The 20,143-nt window shown below is 39.3% G+C and carries 17 protein-coding genes; 16 read left to right on the forward strand and 1 reads right to left on the reverse strand.

Translation table 11 applies throughout. The features are described from left to right. Positions 1 to 73: 73 nt before the first annotated feature. From KO561_RS01900 to KO561_RS01915, 4 genes are all read left to right on the forward strand, one after another. Complete coding sequence (locus tag KO561_RS01900; RefSeq protein ID WP_231095485.1) at positions 74 to 346, forward strand: hypothetical protein; 273 nt, start codon at positions 74 to 76, stop codon at positions 344 to 346. Positions 347 to 429: 83 nt separating this feature from the next. Continuing rightward, positions 430 to 996 (forward strand): TetR/AcrR family transcriptional regulator, encoded by a 567-nt coding sequence (locus tag KO561_RS01905; protein ID WP_231095486.1) that lies wholly within the window; start codon positions 430 to 432, stop codon positions 994 to 996. Between the two features lie 83 nt (positions 997 to 1,079). Then, positions 1,080 to 1,400 (forward strand): DMT family transporter, encoded by a 321-nt coding sequence (locus KO561_RS01910; protein WP_231095487.1) that lies wholly within the window; start codon positions 1,080 to 1,082, stop codon positions 1,398 to 1,400. 515 nt (positions 1,401 to 1,915) lie between these two features. Then, positions 1,916 to 3,139 (forward strand): IS110 family RNA-guided transposase, encoded by a 1,224-nt coding sequence (locus KO561_RS01915; protein ID WP_231093844.1) that lies wholly within the window; start codon positions 1,916 to 1,918, stop codon positions 3,137 to 3,139. Between the two features lie 771 nt (positions 3,140 to 3,910). Here KO561_RS01915 and KO561_RS01920 read toward each other — a convergent pair. Then, positions 3,911 to 4,999 (reverse strand): GntR family transcriptional regulator, encoded by a 1,089-nt coding sequence (locus KO561_RS01920; RefSeq protein WP_231095488.1) that lies wholly within the window; start codon positions 4,997 to 4,999, stop codon positions 3,911 to 3,913. 489 nt (positions 5,000 to 5,488) lie between these two features. On the opposite strand from KO561_RS01920, the gene araD reads away from it, so the two are divergent. The 12 genes from araD (at position 5,489) to KO561_RS01980 (ending at position 20,022) form a co-directional block, all read left to right on the forward strand. Then, entirely contained in the window at positions 5,489 to 6,184 is a 696-nt protein-coding gene (gene araD, locus KO561_RS01925) for an L-ribulose-5-phosphate 4-epimerase (protein WP_231095489.1), read from the forward strand. A gap of 18 nt (positions 6,185 to 6,202) precedes the next feature. Then, positions 6,203 to 7,891 (forward strand): ribulokinase, encoded by a 1,689-nt coding sequence (locus KO561_RS01930; RefSeq protein WP_231095490.1) that lies wholly within the window; start codon positions 6,203 to 6,205, stop codon positions 7,889 to 7,891. A gap of 12 nt (positions 7,892 to 7,903) precedes the next feature. After that, the gene (gene araA / locus KO561_RS01935; RefSeq protein WP_231095491.1) at positions 7,904 to 9,391 is read left to right on the forward strand and encodes an L-arabinose isomerase; all 1,488 of its coding nucleotides are present in this window, start codon (positions 7,904 to 7,906) and stop codon (positions 9,389 to 9,391) included. A 259-nt stretch (positions 9,392 to 9,650) separates the two neighbouring features. Further along, positions 9,651 to 10,985, forward strand: coding sequence for an ABC transporter substrate-binding protein (locus KO561_RS01940; protein WP_231095492.1), 1,335 nt, complete (start codon positions 9,651 to 9,653; stop codon positions 10,983 to 10,985). Between the two features lie 405 nt (positions 10,986 to 11,390). Continuing rightward, on the forward strand, positions 11,391 to 12,884 hold the full coding sequence (gene arfA, locus KO561_RS01945; RefSeq protein WP_231097026.1) for an arabinosylfuranosidase ArfA: 1,494 nt from the start codon (positions 11,391 to 11,393) through the stop codon (positions 12,882 to 12,884). An 83-nt stretch (positions 12,885 to 12,967) separates the two neighbouring features. After that, on the forward strand, positions 12,968 to 13,939 hold the full coding sequence (locus KO561_RS01950) for a carbohydrate ABC transporter permease (RefSeq protein WP_231095493.1): 972 nt from the start codon (positions 12,968 to 12,970) through the stop codon (positions 13,937 to 13,939). Beyond that, positions 13,936 to 14,778, forward strand: a complete 843-nt coding sequence (locus tag KO561_RS01955; protein WP_231095494.1) for a carbohydrate ABC transporter permease — start codon at positions 13,936 to 13,938, stop codon at positions 14,776 to 14,778. The genes KO561_RS01950 and KO561_RS01955 overlap by 4 nt, the downstream gene beginning before the upstream one ends. Positions 14,779 to 14,858: 80 nt before the next feature. After that, positions 14,859 to 15,500 (forward strand): YesL family protein, encoded by a 642-nt coding sequence (locus KO561_RS01960; RefSeq protein WP_231095495.1) that lies wholly within the window; start codon positions 14,859 to 14,861, stop codon positions 15,498 to 15,500. A 40-nt stretch (positions 15,501 to 15,540) separates the two neighbouring features. Further along, positions 15,541 to 17,022 (forward strand): alpha-N-arabinofuranosidase, encoded by a 1,482-nt coding sequence (locus tag KO561_RS01965; protein WP_231095496.1) that lies wholly within the window; start codon positions 15,541 to 15,543, stop codon positions 17,020 to 17,022. A gap of 403 nt (positions 17,023 to 17,425) precedes the next feature. After that, the gene (locus KO561_RS01970) at positions 17,426 to 18,559 is read left to right on the forward strand and encodes a GntR family transcriptional regulator (protein WP_231095497.1); all 1,134 of its coding nucleotides are present in this window, start codon (positions 17,426 to 17,428) and stop codon (positions 18,557 to 18,559) included. A 29-nt stretch (positions 18,560 to 18,588) separates the two neighbouring features. Continuing rightward, positions 18,589 to 19,752: a family 43 glycosylhydrolase gene (locus KO561_RS01975; protein WP_231095498.1), complete on the forward strand. Its 1,164-nt coding sequence runs from the start codon at positions 18,589 to 18,591 to the stop codon at positions 19,750 to 19,752. A 27-nt stretch (positions 19,753 to 19,779) separates the two neighbouring features. Next, the gene (locus KO561_RS01980; protein ID WP_231095499.1) at positions 19,780 to 20,022 is read left to right on the forward strand and encodes a DUF6171 family protein; all 243 of its coding nucleotides are present in this window, start codon (positions 19,780 to 19,782) and stop codon (positions 20,020 to 20,022) included. Positions 20,023 to 20,143: the final 121 nt, after the last annotated feature.

Consider the following 20,143-nt stretch of genomic DNA (forward strand, 5'->3'; position numbering starts at 1 on the left):
GTGATGCTTTCTGAAATATGAAGTGGTAAACAGTAAATTAGAAAATGTAAAGTTGTTAGATGAGGAAATGGTCGTGGAGGAAATGGAACATGTGATTCAGAGTTTCCAATTAATCATTTCTAGTAAAACAACCTTGTTATCCAAAAAGGGGTCCTATCATTGGCATCTTAAAAAAGATGGTGAAAAAGGCGTTTTGGAAATTACTTACTGGCCTTCTAAAAGCAAGCTTTTGGTGGAAATAGCTCGGAACCGAATGGCAGATTGGAATGTATCTATAATAGAGGAAATGACAGAAGCATTTGCGAATACCTTTCAGGGACAGGCACAGCCATTGACAGAAAAATAAAGATATCATACAATGAACACAGAAACTAACGAAACGTAAATAGTTTATTTGTTGTATAGTAGGAATAAGCGAGGTCTACGTGCATGAAAGAAAAAATATTAAGAGCAGTAGTTGAAGAAATTCAAATGAGCGGTATGCGCTTCACCGTTGATGATATTACAAAAAGGATGGGAATCAGTAAAAAGACGATATATGAACATTTCGCTTCTAAAGAAGAAATCATTCAAACAATCATTGATGACATCTTAGTTGAAACCGATCAAAAAACAAATGAAATCATGGCCAATCAATTGCTCACCTTTATTGAAAAAATAAAGCAGCTTATGGTCGTGTTGCCAGAGTATTACCAAATTTATGATCGACCTGTTTTGGAAGGAATGAAAAGATATTATCCGGACCAATGGCAAAAGATTAATGATTCTTTAGAAGAGGATTGGCTTGAGATTGAAGAGTTAGTCAATGCCGCTATGAAGCACGGAGAAGTAATTGATACCTATTCCATTGTTATTATTATGAAGGTGTTAAGGGAAGCGGTTGATACGACCTATGACCAAAACTTTTTCTTTAAAAATAATATTACGGTGAACCAAGCTTTAACCGAGATAGTGGATTTAGTACTTTATGGCATGATACCGGAGGATAAAAGATGAGTTTTTGTTCATCTTTCTCTTTTTGCATCCGGAAACTAAAAAAACATTTTCAGTTTATTTATTTTATAAACGGAGGGATTCTTATGGCATACCTTTATCTATTTGTTGCTATCATTACGGAGATCGTCGGAAGTTCTATGTTAAAGATGTCGGAAGGATTTTCAAAACTGCTGCCTTCAATTGGAGCTATTATTGGATATAGTATTTCTTTCTATTTACTGTCCTTAACCTTAAAGGAATTACCAATCGGGATGACCTATGCCATCTGGGCTGGGTTAGGCACAGCATTAACAGCAATAATCGGGATATTGTTTTGGAAGGAAGGATTCTCTCTTCAAACGGTTGTAGGTATTGTAGCTATTATACTCGGAGTAACCGTATTGAATATGCCAAAGTGGACGTAATGCTATATATCATTAAGAAAAGAAGATGGGCAAACCCTATAACTACCAACTCTAAAGACGAACGTCTCAAGATAAGAAGCTTATAATGTTAATTTTCAATAGTTGGATCTTGATTCATAGTTGATAGAAAATGCGACATAAGGGGTGAAGCTATATGCCAGCGCTCCGGCAGAATACTCCGCTTTCCGCGGGCACGGCCTCAGCTTCCTCAGAAGAAACCCACTTCCTGCGGGATCTTCGGCTCGCGCTGTTCCCGCAGTCATTCATGTATCGCGAAAACAGCTATACACCACAGAGAATGAAAATAGTTATTGTGTGGCTATACTGATGCTACGGCTGGATGAGGAAGGTCGAGACTCCTTGGTGCGTGAGAGCCCTACCCGCAGTCTGACTCCTTCGACCACGGTGCATCACAGACTGTTGCTCCTTTTAAGGGAAGCACTCATGGTAGATTAACCCTATTCTGGTTGTTGCGCCAGCCTCCATTATTATTTGCCGTAGAAAGGATGTTTTCAATGGATGTAATCATTGAGAATGCTTGTGGTATGGATGTCCACAAGGATACCATTACCGCTTGTGCCATTACAACAGAAGGAAAGGAGATTGAAACTTTTTCAACTAAAACCATATATCTAATTGAGTTGGTGGACTGGGTGAAGAAACATAAGTGTACCCATGTGGCAATGGAAAGTACAAGTGTCTACTGGAAACCCATTGTCAATCTACTAGAAGCAGAAGATATTGAATATCTAGTTGTGAATGCTCAACACATTAAGGCTGTCCCCGGGCGTAAAACGGATGTGAAAGATGCCGAATGGATAGCCAAATTACTTCGTCACGGTTTACTTAAAGCTAGTTTTATTCCTGATCGAAACCAGCGAGAATTACGTGAACTTGTTCGTTATCGTCGAAGTATTATTGAAGAGCGTGCCAGACAATATAATCGGATTCAAAAAGTGTTAGAAGGAGCTAATATCAAACTTGGTTCTGTTGTTTCTGACATTATGGGAGTTTCTGCTCGTGATATGCTTCGATCCATATCCGAAGGAAATGATGATCTCGAAGAGTTAACAACCTTTGCGAGAGGAGTAATGAAGAAGAAAAAGGATGAATTGAAACTCGCACTTCAAGGGTATGTTCAAGAACACCAACGGTTCATGATAAAAACGATTCTAGATCATATCGATTTCCTGACGGATCAAATCGATAAACTAGATAAAGAGATAGCGAAAAGGATGGAAGACTCTCAAGAAGATATAGACCGTTTAGATTCCATTCCTGGTATTGGGAGAAAAATGGCGGAACAAATGCTTGCAGAGCTTGGTACAAATATAAAGGAGCAATTTCCTACTGCACCTCAAATGTGTTCATGGGCTGGATTAGTTCCTGGAAATAACCAAAGTGCTGGAAAACGTAAATCATCTAAAACGTTGAATGGAAACAAGTATCTTAAATCAGCACTGATTGAAGCAGCTCATTCTGTTCGAGGATCCAAAAACTACCTTGGTGCACTTTACCGGCGAACAGCTTCACGTAAAGGTAAAAAGCGTGCAGGAATCGTTGTAGCTCATGCGATATTACGAATCTCCTATTATCTCTTAACACGAAAAGAAATGTATGTAGATTTAGGAGAAGATTACTTCGACAAACAAAGACAACAATCCGTTGTTAAGCATTCACTACGAAGATTAGAGAGTTTAGGTTACACAGTGACAATTGTGGAACCAAAAGTGTCTTAAAATTAATCTCCAACTTCATTAGATCTTAGAATGTGGCGCTCTCCTCAAAAAAACGAATGAGCTGCGTCTACCTTAGTATTGCCATTTTTCCATATATTAGAACCTTATTTTCATGGTAGGAGTCTCCGTATTCTGCCTTCGCTATCATAGATGTCTAGCCTGGCCTTGATCCTAACTGAAAATTGATATTTTGTGAAAAATCTTTAAGAAACTGTTACAGTTGTTTTCTGGTCCAAAGGTAGTAAAGAGATAGCTAAATAACAAAATAATTTCATGAAATATTACTCTGCTCTAGAAATCATTTAATTAAAATTACAAGGTTTTAGATATTAACTCGGTTATGTCAATATGATATGTTGATTGGAGTGGAGGGCAGCCGACTCCTCGAAAATAAAGAACCATTTTCTTCGTGCGATGTCTATCCGAAGGAGCTTTCCTTGTCCTGTGGGAACAGCACGAGGTGAAGACCCCGAAAGATGCACCTGCGTCTTCTAGTAACGCTTTGAAGTAAGCTTCCTCGGTGCAAGGCAGCAAAGATGATTATTCGATGTAGCAGCCTGGCTGAGGCCGTGCCCACGGAAAGCGACTGCCCGCAGCGGAAATCAACATCGCGTGTATATCGAGCAGTTATTAAACGGATGGTTTTTTGTTCAACTTTTTCACGTCGCAGTATATATCTTATTAGCCATAAAATAAACAAGAGCACCCTAAAGAAAAATTCGAACTGATTCTAATTCAAACAAAAATAGACTGAAAAAAACCGAGCGTAGATCACCGCTCGGTTCTTATTTTGGTTGAATGCCTGATTACTAGTTCTGGCTCGAAAATTGGGTTTTCTATATTTGCTTTTCCTTTTTCGATTAGGTTAATAATGGTTTCTGCTGCAACCTTGCCCATTTCCTCTTTAGGGTGGGCTACCGTTGTCAGTTTTACTTCAGAAAGAACAGCAAGTGGAGAATCGTCAATTCCCACTAGAGATATGTCATCGGGAACCTTTAAATCAAGTTCCCGCAAGATGCTTAATGTAATTAGCGCAATTTCATCGTTATAGCAGACGATAGCAGTAGGCTTTTCAACCCCGCCTTGTAAGACTTCTTTTATTTTCTCCCGTAAGGCATTGTCCTCTTCCTCTGAATTATAGGTAAGAATCATATGAGGGTTTGGGAAGATTCCTTGCTCTCGGTGTGCTTGTATAAATCCATTTAGTCGCTTTACACCTTGTTTATCATCTGTTTTAAAAATCCCTAGGATGGATTGGTGATTTAACTCAATTAAGTGGTTAGTAGCCATATATCCTGCTTTAAAATCATCCAATTCAAACGATGGTGCATCTAATCCGTCATAGGATGCATGGATAAATAAATAAGGAATTTTATTTTTTTCTAGATTCAAATAGTATCCTATATTTGGACTTTGAATAGCGCTTTTCGTAGGTTCAATAATCAAACCATCGATAGCATGCAACAGTAAATTTTCTAACCCTTGTCTTTCCTTTACAACGGTGTTATTTGTATTGGTTAAAAGTAGGGTGTAGCCTGCATCTGATAAGGTTGACTCAATTCCCGAGATGATGCTGGGAAAAATATACCCAGAGATGGTAGTAATCATAACCCCGATGGTTTTCTGGTTAGATTTGTTCCCGCGCTCATTAGGGTCTGCCACAAAGGTACCGCCCCCCTGAACACTATAAAGAAATCCTGATGAAATCAAGTCGCTTATTGCCCTCCGTACTGTATGCCGACTGACATCGAATTGATTCATGAGCTCTGTTTCGGTCGGGATTTTTTGATTCGTTTCTATTCGCCCTCCCAATATCCACGATGTAATCTCTGATTTAATACGTTCGTATTTTGGTGCCATATAATCCTAATCCTTCCTTTATGAGAAAAGCACACAATTTGTGCTCCGATCTTCGGTAGATAACCCATTTATGTAAGAAATAGGTGGTAATAATCTATCTCTTTATATTATCACATTCCTATCATATATGCGTACAAAAATAAAAATTAAGCCCATTCTATAAAATTAATGGTTACCAAATTGGAGAATTGTTAAGGGAATTCTATGTTTCACTATAAGTTTGGTAAGTTAAATTCACGAAAATAAAACATAACAAATTTACTAAATATCTATAAGGTGGTTTATTTTAAACCATAAAAAATAAAATTTATGCATACAATAAAAAACGGCTATATAAAGGTGTTCATGTAGATAAATATTAAGAAAACATAAATGAAAACGCTTGTAAATTGTATAAATAATACTTGATTGTACGTACAAATAATATTATTATAGAGTTATAAACTTAAAATATACGTATAAAAGTTTTGGGAAGGTGTTGATTCTAAATTGTTAGATCGATTAAAACAACAGGTGTTAGAAGCAAATCAAGCACTCCCTAAGCATCATTTAGTCACTTTTACTTGGGGGAATGTAAGCGGTTTTAGTGAGGAAGAAGGGTTAGTGGTTATTAAACCTAGTGGTGTTCCTTATGAACAATTAACTTTAGAGGATATGGTCGTAGTAGATTTAGAGGGGCGTGTTGTTGAAGGGAATTTAAAGCCTTCTTCAGATACTCCGACACACCTAGTTTTATATAAGAGCTTCCCGAATGTCGGTGGGGTTGTTCATACCCATTCCACGTGGGCAACCAGTTTTGCTCAAGCAGGGAAGTCCATACCTTGTCTTGGAACTACTCAAGGGGATTATTTCTATGGAGCCATTCCGTGTACACGACCAATGAAAGAAAAAGAAATAATGGAAGACTATGAAAAAGAAACAGGACATGTCATTGTGGAAACGTTTAAAGAGAAGGGGATCGACCCGATAGAGATCCCTAGTGTTCTCGTACACAGTCATGCACCTTTTAACTGGGGGAAGACTCCGCTAGAAGCCATACATAATGCTGTTGTATTGGAAGAAGTGGCGAAAATGGCTTGGAGGACCCTTCTAATTAATCCGGATATTCCTCCTATGGACCAAGTTCTATTGGATAAACACTATTTACGCAAGCACGGAAAGAATGCTTATTATGGTCAGAGATAAAAAGGAGGCATGTTAACAATGGAGGAAAAATACACGATTGGTGTTGATTACGGTACAGAGTCCGGGCGTGCTGTGCTCGTTTCATTAAAAGACGGTAGGGAGATAGCGGATCACGTCACTCCTTATCGTCACGGAGTAATAGATGAAGAGTTACCAGAATCTAAGATTCCGCTTGGGTATGAGTGGGCGTTGCAGCATCCGAGTGACTATGTAGAGGTTTTAACAACTTCTATTCCTGAAGTGTTAAATGTAACTGGTGTATCCAAGGATGACATTATTGGCATTGGGATTGATTTTACAGCTTGTACAATGCTTCCCGTAGACGAGAATGATATACCTTTGTCCTTCCACCCAGAATGGAAAGATAATCCGCATAGCTGGATTAAACTCTGGAAGCACCATGCAGCTCAATATAAAGCGGATCAATTAAATGAAATTGCAGAACGGCGTGGGGAGAAATTTTTACCGCGTTATGGTGGGAAGATTTCTTCCGAGTGGATGATTGCAAAGATCTGGCAAATCCTTGAAGAAGCACCTGAAGTTTATGAAAAAGCAGATAAGTTCGTGGAAGCGACGGATTGGGTCGTTTCGCAGTTATCTGGGAATTTAGTTAGGAATAGCTGTACGGCAGGCTATAAGTCTATTTGGCACAAACGAGACGGTTATCCAAGTAAAGCGTTTTTCAAGGAACTAGATCCTCGTTTAGAACATCTAACTGAAACAAAACTACGTGGAGAGATTCTTCCTTTAGGATCTAAAGCAGGAGAATTGACGAAAGAGATGGCGGGGGCGATTGGATTAAATCCTGGAATAGCGGTTGCGGTTGGTAATGTAGACGCGCATGCTGCTGTTCCGGCAATGGGAGTAGTTACTCCGGGTAAGATGGTAATGGCAATGGGTACGTCTATTTGTCACATGTTGCTTGGGGAAGAAGAGAAACAAGTGGAGGGCATGTGTGGAGTAGTAGAAGATGGGATTATTCCGAATTTTTACGGATATGAAGCAGGCCAATCTGCTGTAGGAGATATTTTCGGGTGGTATGTAAATCAAGCTGTCCCTGAATATGTAAAACAAGAAGCGGAAGAACAAGGGTTAAATACGCATGAGTATTTAGAGAAACAGGCATCTATTTATTCACCTGGAGAAATTGGCCTTCTTGCATTGGATTGGTGGAATGGAAATCGATCCGTTCTGGTAGACACGAACTTGGGTGGATTACTAGTAGGGATGACGTTGCAAACCAAGCCGGAGGAAATATACCGAGCGCTATTAGAAGCAACTGCATTTGGTACGAGAAAGATAGTAGATGCTTTTCACCAAAACGGTGTTTCTGTTGATGAGTTGTATGCATGTGGAGGTTTACCTCAAAAGAACAAACTACTCATGCAAATCTATGCAGATGTAACAAATCGGACTATTAAGATTGCGGATTCTAAGCAAACGCCAGCGTTAGGTGCGGCGATGTTTGCGGCGGTGGCTGCAGGTTCAGAAAAAGGTGGATACGATACGGTTCTACAAGCTGCCGAAAACATGGCACGAGTGAAAGATGAAGTGGTCAAGCCGATTCCGGAACACGTTGAAATATATGAAAGACTGTATGAAGAGTATGTAAAGCTTCACGATTACTTCGGGCGTGGAGAGAATGATGTGATGAAACGTTTGAAAGAAATTCGAAAACCAACAAGTGAAGCGGTATCTACAAACTAAGGAGGAAATGACATGCTAGAAATTAAGCCGTACCAGTTTTGGTTTGTTACTGGGAGTCAGCACTTATACGGAGAAGAAGCGTTGCGAGAGGTAGAAAAGCATTCGGTCGAAATGGTAGAAGGGCTAAATGAGAAGGGAAATTTCCCTTATACTATTCAGTTTAAATCTGTTGTAACAACGTCAACAGAAATAGAAAATCTCATGATGGCTGCCAATCAAGATGACCATTGTGCGGGTGTTATTACGTGGATGCACACATTTTCTCCGGCGAAGCTTTGGATTGCTGGTTTAAATAGCTTGAAGAAGCCACTTCTTCACTTGCATACCCAGTACAACCAGAATATACCATGGGATTCCATAGATATGGATTTCATGAACTTAAATCAAGCGGCGCATGGAGACCGTGAATATGGGTTTATGGTTACAAGGCTCCGTGTACCGAGAAAAGTCGTAGTAGGATATTGGGAGAGCAAGGAAGTTTTTGAGAAAGTATCTAGTTGGATGCAAACGGCTGTTGCATTTACGGAAGGGAAAAATATCCGTGTTGCAAGATTTGGGGATAATATGCGAAATGTAGCCGTAACAGATGGCGACAAAGTAGAAGCGCAAATTAAGTTTGGTTGGGTTGTAGATTACTATGGAATTGGTGATCTAGTAGAAGTGATCCACGCTATCCCTGAAGAGGAAGTAGAAAACTTATTTAATGAGTATAATAGGTTGTATGATTTTCCTGATGAGTCGAGTGCAAATGGAAAACTTCAGGAATCTATCAAAGAGCAAGCCCGTATCGAATTAGGATTAAAGCGATTCTTAACGTCGAAAAACTATAATGCTTTTACTACTAATTTTGAGGACTTGCATGGGATGAAGCAACTACCAGGCTTGGCTGTTCAACGTTTGATGGCAGACGGATATGGTTTTGCTGGAGAAGGGGACTGGAGAACAGCTGCTTTATTACGGATGATGAAGGTTATTGCCAATAACAAAGGCACATCATTTATGGAAGATTATACGTACCATTTAGAACAAGGTAATGAAACGGTACTAGGCTCACATATGTTAGAAATTTGTCCAACTGTAGCGGCAACGAAACCTAAAGTGGTTGTAAATCCGTTATCAATGGGTGATAGGGAGGATCCTGCTCGGTTAGTATTTGATGGTCGGGGTGGAGATGCGGTGGTTGCTTCGTTAGTGGAATTAGGAGGACGCTATCGTCTAGTTATTAATGAGGTAAAAGCTGAACAGCCTACTATAGATACACCTAATCTTCCTGTGGCAAAGGTGCTTTGGAAGCCGGAGCCTTCCTTGGCGGGATCTGCAGAAGCGTGGATATACGCTGGTGGTGCACACCATACTGTATTTTCGTTTACGGTGAGCACAGAACAACTTTATGATTTCGCTGATATGGCACAAATAGAGTGTGTTGTCATTGATGAAGATACAAATGTGAGACAGTTTAGAAATGAATTGAAATGGAATGAAGTTGTTTGGAGGAAGTAAGGGGACCTGTTTGATGATCTTTCATTAGGGCCTATCCTTAGATCGGGCCCTAATGATGGATAAAAAATTATAATTGTACGTATAAATGTAATATAAATTGTTGACTATACATAACTTGGATGGTAACATCAGATTAAATTAAGAATTTATACGAACAAAAAATCATAAATGACACCTGAGGGGGTGGTACCATTTACGAGTTCAAAATTTTACGGTCCAATGAAAGCGCTTTAGAACAATAATTATGGGGGTTTGTTTAATGAAAAAGTTATTAATTCTTTTCTTCTTTTCAATAATGGCTTTTGCCTTAGTTGCTTGTGGTGGAGATTCGGAGGAAACAGCAGCGGACGAAACGACAGTTGTAGGGGACGACATTGAAAATGCGACAGAATTATCTTACTGGACTTTTGCTGGTCAACATGTTGACTTATTTGAGGATGCTGCAAAAAGATGGAATGAGGAAAACCCGGACCGCGCAATCAAACTCGTAGCGGAAGCGTATCCTTTTGATCAAATGCACAACAATCTCTTGCTTGCCTTACAATCAGGTGAAGGTGCCCCGGATATCACAGACATTGAGCTTGGCAAATTCGCTAACTACTTAGAAGGTGAGCCACAGTTAGAGCCAATGAATGAATATGTGGAGCCAGTATTAGATAAATCGGTAAAAGAACGATTCGACATTTACGCGAAAGATGGCAATTACTACGGTATTCCTACCCACGTCGGGTCTACTGTTATGTATTACAACACGGAAATAATGGATCAAGCTGGCGTGGATATTGATTCCATTAAGACTTGGGATGATTTTGTAGAAGCTGGTAAAAAGGTAGTGGAAAACACGGATTCTTTTATGTGGAATGTAGGTACAACAGACTGGTTGATGGATTATTGGCCAATGATTTCTCAGCAGGATACAGATATGTTTGATGAGAATGGTAACTTATTGATAGATAGCCAAACGCATATTGATACCTTACAGTTCTTGAGTGATGCGGTACACAAACATAAAATTGCTGAAGTTACACCAGGTGGGATGAATCAATCTGAGGAATTTTACGGTTACTTCAGTGAGGGTAAATCCGGAGCTATTCTTGCACCGATATGGTACATGGGAAGGTTCTTGGATAATATGCCAGACTTAAAAGGTAAAATTGCTATCCGTCCAATGCCTGCATGGGAAGAAGGTGGAGACCGCTCCGCTGGTATGGGTGGTACAGGAACAGTTGTTACGAATCAATCCGAACACAAAGAGCTTGCTAAAGAATTTCTTGCCTATACGAAATTATCCGAAGAAGGTAGTACTAAATTATGGACTGTGTTAGGCTTCGACCCTCCACGTTGGGATATTTGGGAAAGTGAAGCTGTGAGAGAAGATAATAAATATTATCAATACTTTGGAGACAATATCTTTGACGTCTTATTAGAAGTGAAGGATGAAATTAATGAGTTACATCTTACACAAAATACGCCAGATGTTGTAACAGAGTACAACACAAATGTGGCAGAAAGTGTTATTAGGCAGCAATCGATGACTCCTGAAGAAGCACTTAAACAGGCTGCTGAAGCCGTAAGATCAGAAATGGAAAAATAAAAGAAGATTGAGGCGTTTTAAGTCTATTTAAATAGAAGCAGGTTGTGAGCTTGCTTCTATTTAAATGACTTTTTATTCGGATTCGGATGAATGTAAAGTTTCGATGTCTAAAACGGATGCCTGCGCTTTTGTTTCAATAATTTTCTAAAAGTTTGTTATTTGTATTGAAAAATGGGCTAAGGGAAGGTATACTTTGAATTACCAAAAACTTATACGTACAAATTTTGCCTGTGAGTTTAATAGAGATGTCTATAAGACAATAGGGCAATCGGAAGTGATTTATATTTTGCCCATATTGAAAACGCATACACCTCACAAGGTATCGCCAGAAAAATTCTGACCAGAGTACCTTTGGATCTTTCTTAAAAGGAGTCGTTTTAATTGGAAAAACAGTTAAAAGCAAAGATGAACCTTGATAGAAACAACCGAATTGGGGAAGTCGATGAACGCATATACGGTTCATTCATTGAACACCTAGGTAGAGCCGTGTACGGAGGTATTTATGAGCCGGAGCATCCGCTTGCAGATGAGCAAGGATTTCGTAAGGATGTGGTCGAGCTTGTAAAAGAACTTAAGGTTCCTATTGTTCGATATCCTGGTGGCAATATGGTGTCGGCTTATAATTGGGAAGACGGAGTTGGCCCTAAGGAAAGTCGACCAAGAAGACTTGAGTTAGCATGGCGCACGATTGAAACAAATGAAGTTGGTACGAATGAATTTGTGGACTGGGCTAAGAAGGTCCATGCAGATGTGATGATGGCGGTAAATTTAGGAACAAGAGGAATTGATGCCGCTAGAAATCTAATTGAGTACACAAACCATCCTGGTGGTACGTACTGGAGTGACCTCCGAAAATCGCACGGGTATGAACAGCCCCATAATATAAAAACATGGTGTCTAGGTAACGAGATGGATGGCCCATGGCAAGTAGGGCATAAAACCGCTTATGAATATGGAAGAATCGCGCAAGAAACAGGGAAGGCAATGAAGTTAGTGGACCCTAGTATAGAGCTTGTGGCATGCGGAAGCTCTAACACAGGAATGCCAACTTTTCCAGAATATGAAGCGACGGTACTTGATATCGCCTACAATGAGGTCGACTACATTTCCCTGCATCAGTATTACGGAAATAGAACGAATGATCCAGCTAATTATTTAGCTAAAAATATGGACATGGACCATTTCATCCATTCCGTAATTGCAACCTGTGATTATATTAAAGCAAAGCACAGAAGTAAAAAAACGATCATGCTTAGTTTTGATGAGTGGAATGTCTGGTATCACTCAAATGAAGGAGATAAAGAAATAGAACCATGGACAGTTGCCCCTCCGCAACTAGAGGATGTGTACAATTTTGAAGATGCTCTACTAGTCGGAAGTATGCTTATTACATTACTAAATCATGCCGACCGGGTCAAAATGGCATGCATGGCCCAGTTAGTAAATGTTATCGCACCGATTATGACTGAGAACCATGGACGTTCATGGAAGCAAACCATTTTTTATCCGTACATGCACACATCGGTGTTTGGTAGGGGAATAGCCATCCAACGAATCCTTTCTTCTCCAAAATATGATAGTAAAGATTTCACAGATGTCCCGTATATTGATAGTGCCTCCGTACTCAATCAAGAAGAGGAAGAGCTTACTATTTTTCTAGTAAATAAGCATTTAGAGGATAGTATCTCCCTTCAAGCGGATCTAAGAAGTTTTGAAGGCTATCGACTAATCGAACATATCGTGTTAGAGAATGACGATTTAAAAGCGACAAACACTGTAAAAGAGGAGAAAGTTTTTCCGCACTATAATGGTCATTCAACACTACAGGATGGCATGTTAGAAGTTGAATTAGCCAAAACATCTTGGAATGTCATTCGGTTAAAAAAGTCTCTGGAGTAACTATTTTTGGATGAAGTATGAGTGAAAGTAAAGCCTCGTGGTCGTAATTTTTAAACCCACTTGAAGGTTAAGGAGGAAATAAGATGGAACCTTTAACAAATAGCTCTCAAATCACCGAGGAAAGATCGATTGTAAAGAAGATAGAACCTAGAAAAAACCCTAACAAATTTTTTAAGTTTATCAACTCGAAAAAAGTGGTCCCATACCTTTTTGTAGCACCATTTATTATTTCGTTTTTGGTATTAACTTTATACCCTATGATCCAAGGAATCATCATGAGTTTTCAAAGTGTACTTCCTGGGCAAGTTCAATTTATTGGACTATCAAACTATGAAAGAATTTTTAATCCTACTTTTTTTGAGGCATTAACCAATACAATTTGGTACGTGGCCTTTACTGTTCTAATCTTAACCATTATTCCAATGTTACTTGCTATTTTCTTAAACTCGAAACTAGTTAAATGGAAAACATTATTTAGAGCGTCTTTTTTCTTACCTGCTCTTACCTCTACCATTGTTGGAGGTATGATTTTTCGCTTAATGTTTGGGGAGCAAAATACAGCATTAGCAAACCAAATCATTAGCTTCTTTGGACTTGATCCAGTAAATTGGCGATTTACCCCATGGGCAGCCATTTTCTTAATGGTTATTTTAGCTTCGTGGAGATGGATAGGAGTTAATATCCTGTATTTTCTTGCTGCATTACAAAATGTACCGGAGGAATTGTACGAAGCAGGTGATATTGATGGTGCATCTGCTTGGCAGAAACTAAGGTACATTACGATCCCGCAGCTGAAGCCAATCATCATTTTCGTAAGTACAATTACGATTATTAATGGATTTAGAATGTTTGAAGAAAGTTTTGTATTTTGGGAAGCGGGTTCACCAGGAAATATTGGTCTTTCCGTAGTCGGGTATATCTACCAAGAAGGAATCAGACAAAACGATATCGGATTTGGGTCTGCGATCGGTGTTGTGCTGATGTTAATCATTTTCCTAGTAAGTATCATTTATTTAATAGCCACAGGAACCTTTAAAAGAGGTGAAAACCAATGACAATAAGTAAGAAGAAACGTCTATATACCTGGTTAGCAACGATTGGTGTTGGTATCGCGGCATTCATTACAGTATTCCCACTCCTGAGTTTAGTTGTCTCATCCTTTCGCCCATCCTCTGATTTGATGCGTGACGGTATAAGCTTAAGTATTGACTTCAGTAAAATGAGTCTCGATAACTATACTTATATTTTTACACAGGCGGCAGACTATTGGTCGTGGTACGGAAATAGTTTGATTATCTCAGTAATTACCATTGTCTTATCGTTGTTCTTCTCATCCATGGTTGGATACGCGTTAGCCGTTTACGACTTTAAAGGAAGAAACTTTTTCTTCCTACTCGTATTGTTAATTATGATGGTTCCATTCGAAATTCTGATGCTACCACTCTATCAACTAATGATTGATCTTCAACTTATTGATAGTTATTTTGGTGCCGTCCTCCCGATGGTGGTTGCCCCAGTTGCGGTTTTCTTCTTCAGACAGTTTGCAATGGGTCTTCCACTTCAGTTAATGGATGCTGCACGAATAGATGGAAGCTCTGAATATGGAATTTTCTTTAGAATTATGTTGCCATTAATGGCGCCTTCTTTAGCTGCAATGGCTATTTTGCAAGGGTTAGGAAGCTGGAACAACTTCCTATGGCCATTATTGGTATTAAGATCAAATGACATGCTGACCCTACCAATTGGTCTAGCAACCCTGCTAACCCCGTACGGTAACAACTATGATGTGCTAATTGCCGGTTCTGTTTTAACAATTGTTCCGATTATTATTCTATTTATCTTCTTCCAAAAATTCTTTATTGCAGGGTTAACTACTGGTGGAGTTAAAGGATAAGGGATATTAGACATTGTTAGAAACTAGTCTAGCAATGTCTCCTGTTTTTGTATGACAAGTAGATAAAGGTGGTAATAAGGATGTATGCGAATGGGTTTATGTCAGCGTTAGACCGGGCAGCCATATGGATCACTAGAATGGCACATTTAAATGTACTGTGGTTGTTTTATTGCCTGAGGGGTCTTGTTATTGGAGGCTTTTTTCCTGCAACAGTTGGATGTCTTAGTGTTGCGAGAAAGTGGCTTAGGGGAGAACAAGACGTAAAAGTAAGTGAGCAAATGAAAAAAGGCTATAAGCAAGAGTTTTTCACCTCGAACATATTGGGATGGGTAATGGTACTAATTGGTGTTGTCTTGTATTTGAATTATCAAGTAATGAAAGCATCGACAGCTGACATTCCCTTCCTTGTTCCCTTCTTTTTCTTTGCTATGCTATTTTTTTATTTGCTTGTCCTCGTTTGGGCATTCCCATTAATGGCTCACTATAACGGAGGCATTCTCCAACATATGAAGAATGCCATAGTTATCGGTTTAACAAAGCTCCATATATCCGTTGCAATTTCTATAACCTTATTTTCTCTTGTCTATCTATCGTTAGAGTACCCAACGATTATCCTGTTTTTTTTATTTAGCTTAGGATCTTTAATCTGGTATTGGTTAGCATCACGTATTTTTCAAAAGCTAGATCAATCTAAATCTATTCAACATAACCATTCATCTTAAAAATCTAAGGATGGAATGAAAAAAGATAGAGGGGTGCACAATGAAAAAAAACCAAGTGATTATAAATACGGACATTCATAAAGGAACGATTAATAAAAATATATACGGTCACTTTGCCGAGCATTTGGGTAGAGGGATATACGAAGGTATCTGGGTTGGGGAAGACTCCTCTATTCCAAATACAAACGGAATTAGAAATGATGTACTAGAGGCTTTGAAAGAGTTACATATACCGGTTCTTCGATGGCCGGGTGGCTGCTTTGCTGATGAGTACCATTGGAAAGATGGGGTAGGGCCGCGAGAGAATCGGAAACGAATGGTAAATACACACTGGGGTGGTGTTGTAGAAAATAACCATTTCGGTACACATGAATTTATGATGCTTTGTGACATGCTCGGTGCAGAACCATATATTAGTGGGAATGTTGGAAGTGGATCTGTAAAGGAGATGTCAGAATGGGTTGAATATATGACCTTTGATGGGGAATCCCCTATGGCAAATTGGCGGATTGAGAATGGAAAAAAAGAACCGTGGAAAATGAAGTACTTTGGGGTAGGAAATGAAAACTGGGGTTGTGGTGGAAACATGACACCAGAGTACTATGCGGACCTGTATCGTCGTTATCAAACCTATGTCCGTAATTATGGGGACAACCAGATTTATAAAATTGCCGGTGGTCCAAACGTAGATGATTACAATTGGACAGAGGTATTAATGCAAAAAGCTGCAAACCTTATGGACGGCTTAAGCGTTCACTACTATGTCCATCCGGGTGGTTTTGAAAATAAAGGGCAAGCCGTCCATTTTTCTGAAGCAGAGTGGGACGTGTCCATGCAAAAAACCATGTATATGGATGAATTAATCACAAGACATAGCACAATCATGGATAAATACGATCCAGACAAACGAATTGGCATGATTGTTGATGAGTGGGGGGCTTGGTATGACGTAGAGCCTGGAACAAATCCCGGATTTTTATACCAACAAAACACGATAAGGGATGCCATTATTGCCGGTGTACACTTCAACATCTTCCATCAACATAACGACCGAGTGCAAATGGCCAATATTGCGCAAATGGTCAACGTGATTCAAGCTATGATTTTGACGGAAGGCGATAAGATGCTACTTACACCAACCTATCACGTATTTGACATGTATAAGGTTCACCAGGATGCCGAAAGAGTTGCACTTGACTTACATGTAGATACAATCCAAGAAAATGGCTTCACGTATCCACAGGTTAGTGCATCAGCTTCAAAAGCACAAGACGGTACTTTGCATATCAGTCTTTGCAACTTAGATAAATCTAATTCCGTTTCCCTTGATATAGATCTTCTTGGAATAAATTATTCTCAAGCAACTGGAAGTATCTTGACTGGAAGTGAAATGAACACTAAAAATACATTTGATAATCCAGACCAAGTAAAGCCACAAGTGTTTACAGGGTTAAAAATACAAGGGAATTCGTTGAAAGTAGACTTACCATCTAAATCAATCGTAGTGATAGCTATTAGCTAGTTCAATCATTTATTTGGGGTAGGAGACAATAATCTTTTTGTATGCAAGTCTTTAATGAAGACTAGTGAAGCTGACTCTGAGGGTCTTAAAGACAAATTCATGAAGTCAGCTTTTCCTTTTCTTTTGTCATGATAGGAAAGGGAGCATCCTTTAAATAGGTTTTTAAGTAGTCTCATGGATGAACGGCTAGTAGCCGTAAGGAGAGAAACGTTCCGTTATAAGTGCGTGTTCAAAAAGGAGGATAAAAAGTGCAAAGAAATTCAAGGCGGCGCTGCTTCGAGTACCGGAATGTATGTTTTTAGATACATGAGGAACGGAGAAGCAAGCCAACGCAGAAGTTCAAAGCGATTTTTACCGGACTTTTTGAACATCCTCTATAACCAAGATAACGAAGGTGGTAAGTATGAAGACAAAGCACCGTATTGTTCGCGAGTATATTCAATCCAAAATATTAGATGGAACATTTAGTCCTAACGAAAAAATTGGCTCTGAAAGTGAATTTATGGAACGATTTCAAGTAAGTCGCCACACAGTCCGACTAGCAATTGGGGACTTAGTAAATCAGGGCTGGCTGTATCGGAAACAAGGGGCAGGCACTTATTGTGCAGCAAGATCTGAACTAGGCCAAATGGATAAAAATCACAAAAATATTGCCCTCATTACGACAAATATTTCGGATTACATTTTTCCTTCTATTATACAAGGAGCGGAATCTTATCTAAGTAAGCATGGATACAATGTTAGCCTATTTAGTACAGATAATGATCACAAGCATGAAAAAGAAGTACTGGAGAAAATACTGACCCATCCCATTGACGGGGTGATTATAGAACCAACCAAAAGTGCTCTATCCAATCCGAACATCCATTATTTTTTAAATCTTGAGAAGTCAGATATACCCTATGTCATGATTAATGCTTATTATGATGAGTTAGAACCATTTAGTATCACGATTGATGATGTAAAAGGTGGATTCATTCAAACGGAACACCTCATCATGCAAGGGCATCAAAACATACTAGGTTTCTTCAAGACAGACGATTTACAAGGGACGAGGAGAATGAAGGGATATATTAAGGCACATCGTTCTCACCAGCTGCAGATAAATCCTAGTAATATCATTACCTATCATACGGAGGAGAAATCTACCAAACCAGTTGATATGCTAGAAAAAATTCTGTTACGTCCAGGTCAAACTAGACCAACCGCCATTGTCTGTTATAACGATGAACTAGCACTCTTGCTCTTAGATGTTTTAAGAAAGCAAAAGTTAAAGATACCTAAGGATATTTCTTTAATAGGCTATGATGACTCTATTCTTTCACAGGTTTCAGAAGTAAAGCTAACCACCATTAAGCACCCACAAGCTGTTATGGGAGAAGTAGCTGCTCGAAAGATATTAGAAGTCATAAACGATCGAGTGTCGATTCCGCCGTATAAGGGACGACAGGACTCCATTACGTATGAACCAGAGCTTGTTATAAGAAATTCGACGAATACCTTTGAAACACCAAGGATAGAAATACAAACCGTATAAGGGTTGATTTTTACGAAGGAGAGGTAAGTATGACAGATAATCAAATAAAAAAACTAGATGTTGTTACAAGTATCGGGACGAAACCGGAGTTACCAAAGGATATAGCGTATAGCTTTCCAGATGGTGTTGAGGTAGATTTTGAAATAGAGTGGGAGCCCGTTCACGCAGAATCATACGGTGAACAAGGGACATTTGAGGTTAATGGGTTTTTAAAAGTATTAGAGTACCCAAACCCTATAGTTGAACAAAGAGCAGATCCGTATGTTTATAAACATACAGATGGTTACTATTACTTTACCGGTTCCTATCCAGAGTATGATCGAATTGTATTGAGGAGATCAAAAACCATAACTGGATTAAAAGAGGCGAAGGAAAAGACGGTTTGGATGAAACATAACGAGGGAATCATGTCTGAGCATATTTGGGCTCCTGAACTTCATTTCATTGATGGGAAATGGTATATCCATTATGCAGCGGGAGATAAAGACGATGTATGGGCAATACGGCCTTATGTACTAGAAAATGAATCGGATAATCCGCTTGAAGGTGATTGGGTAGAAAAAGGCGCAATTAATACGGATTTTCAAAGCTTTTCTTTAGATGCTACTACATTTGAAAATAACGGTAAAAGATATCTCGTTTGGGCCCAAAAAGTGGATAATGACACGATTTCTAACCTGTACATAGCGGAAATGGAAAATCCGTGGACGATTAAACCTAGACAAATAGAGCTTTCAACACCTGACTTAGAGTGGGAACAACACGGTTTCTATGTAAATGAAGGTCCAGCAGCCATTAAAAGGAATGGGAAAATCTATCTTGCATACTCAGCCAGTGCTACGGATCACCGATATTCTATGGGCTTATTAACAGCAGACCAAAATAGTAATCTATTAGATCCGTCCTCATGGACAAAATCGAAAGATCCAGTTTTCGTCACGAATGAAGAAACGAGTGAATATGGACCTGGTCACAATAGCTTTACTGTTGCAGAGGATGGTCAAACAGATCTGCTCGTTTATCATGCCCGTCCTTACAAGGAAATTGTAGGAAATTCATTGTATGACCATAACCGTCATGCACGAGTTCAACAACTATTGTGGGATAAAAATGGGGTGCCTTATTTTGGGTATCCAGGCATGACAAAGGATCTAAAACAAATAAACATTGTCGCGAAGGTGACGGTTAAATAGAAATGAATAGTTTGAGGGATGATGCCAATGAGTTGTAAAGGTTGTACCCCATCACTATCCAATTTTGAAGTGAAACGATTAGTGAAGGAACAGCTTGAAATGGAGCGGGATCTAGTGGATGACAAAACGTATGACGATAGAATTCGAGAATGCAACAATTGTCCATCTTTGCTTTCAGATACTACCTGTGCCCACTGTGGCTGTTATGTTGAGTTCAGAGCTAGGCTTTCCTATAAAGCTTGTCCATACCCGGAAGGTGCAAGGTGGTAGATTGTCTTGTGACTAAGGAATCCATAATACTTTTATCCCGCATTAACGGGCAGTAATACCCCCACCTCAAGTCTTAAGTAAAACGTGAAGAGTAGGGGGATAGACTGCCCGTAAAGCCGAT

The organism is Radiobacillus kanasensis, assembly GCF_021049245.1.
GTDB classification, from domain to species: domain Bacteria; phylum Bacillota; class Bacilli; order Bacillales; family Amphibacillaceae; genus Radiobacillus; species Radiobacillus kanasensis.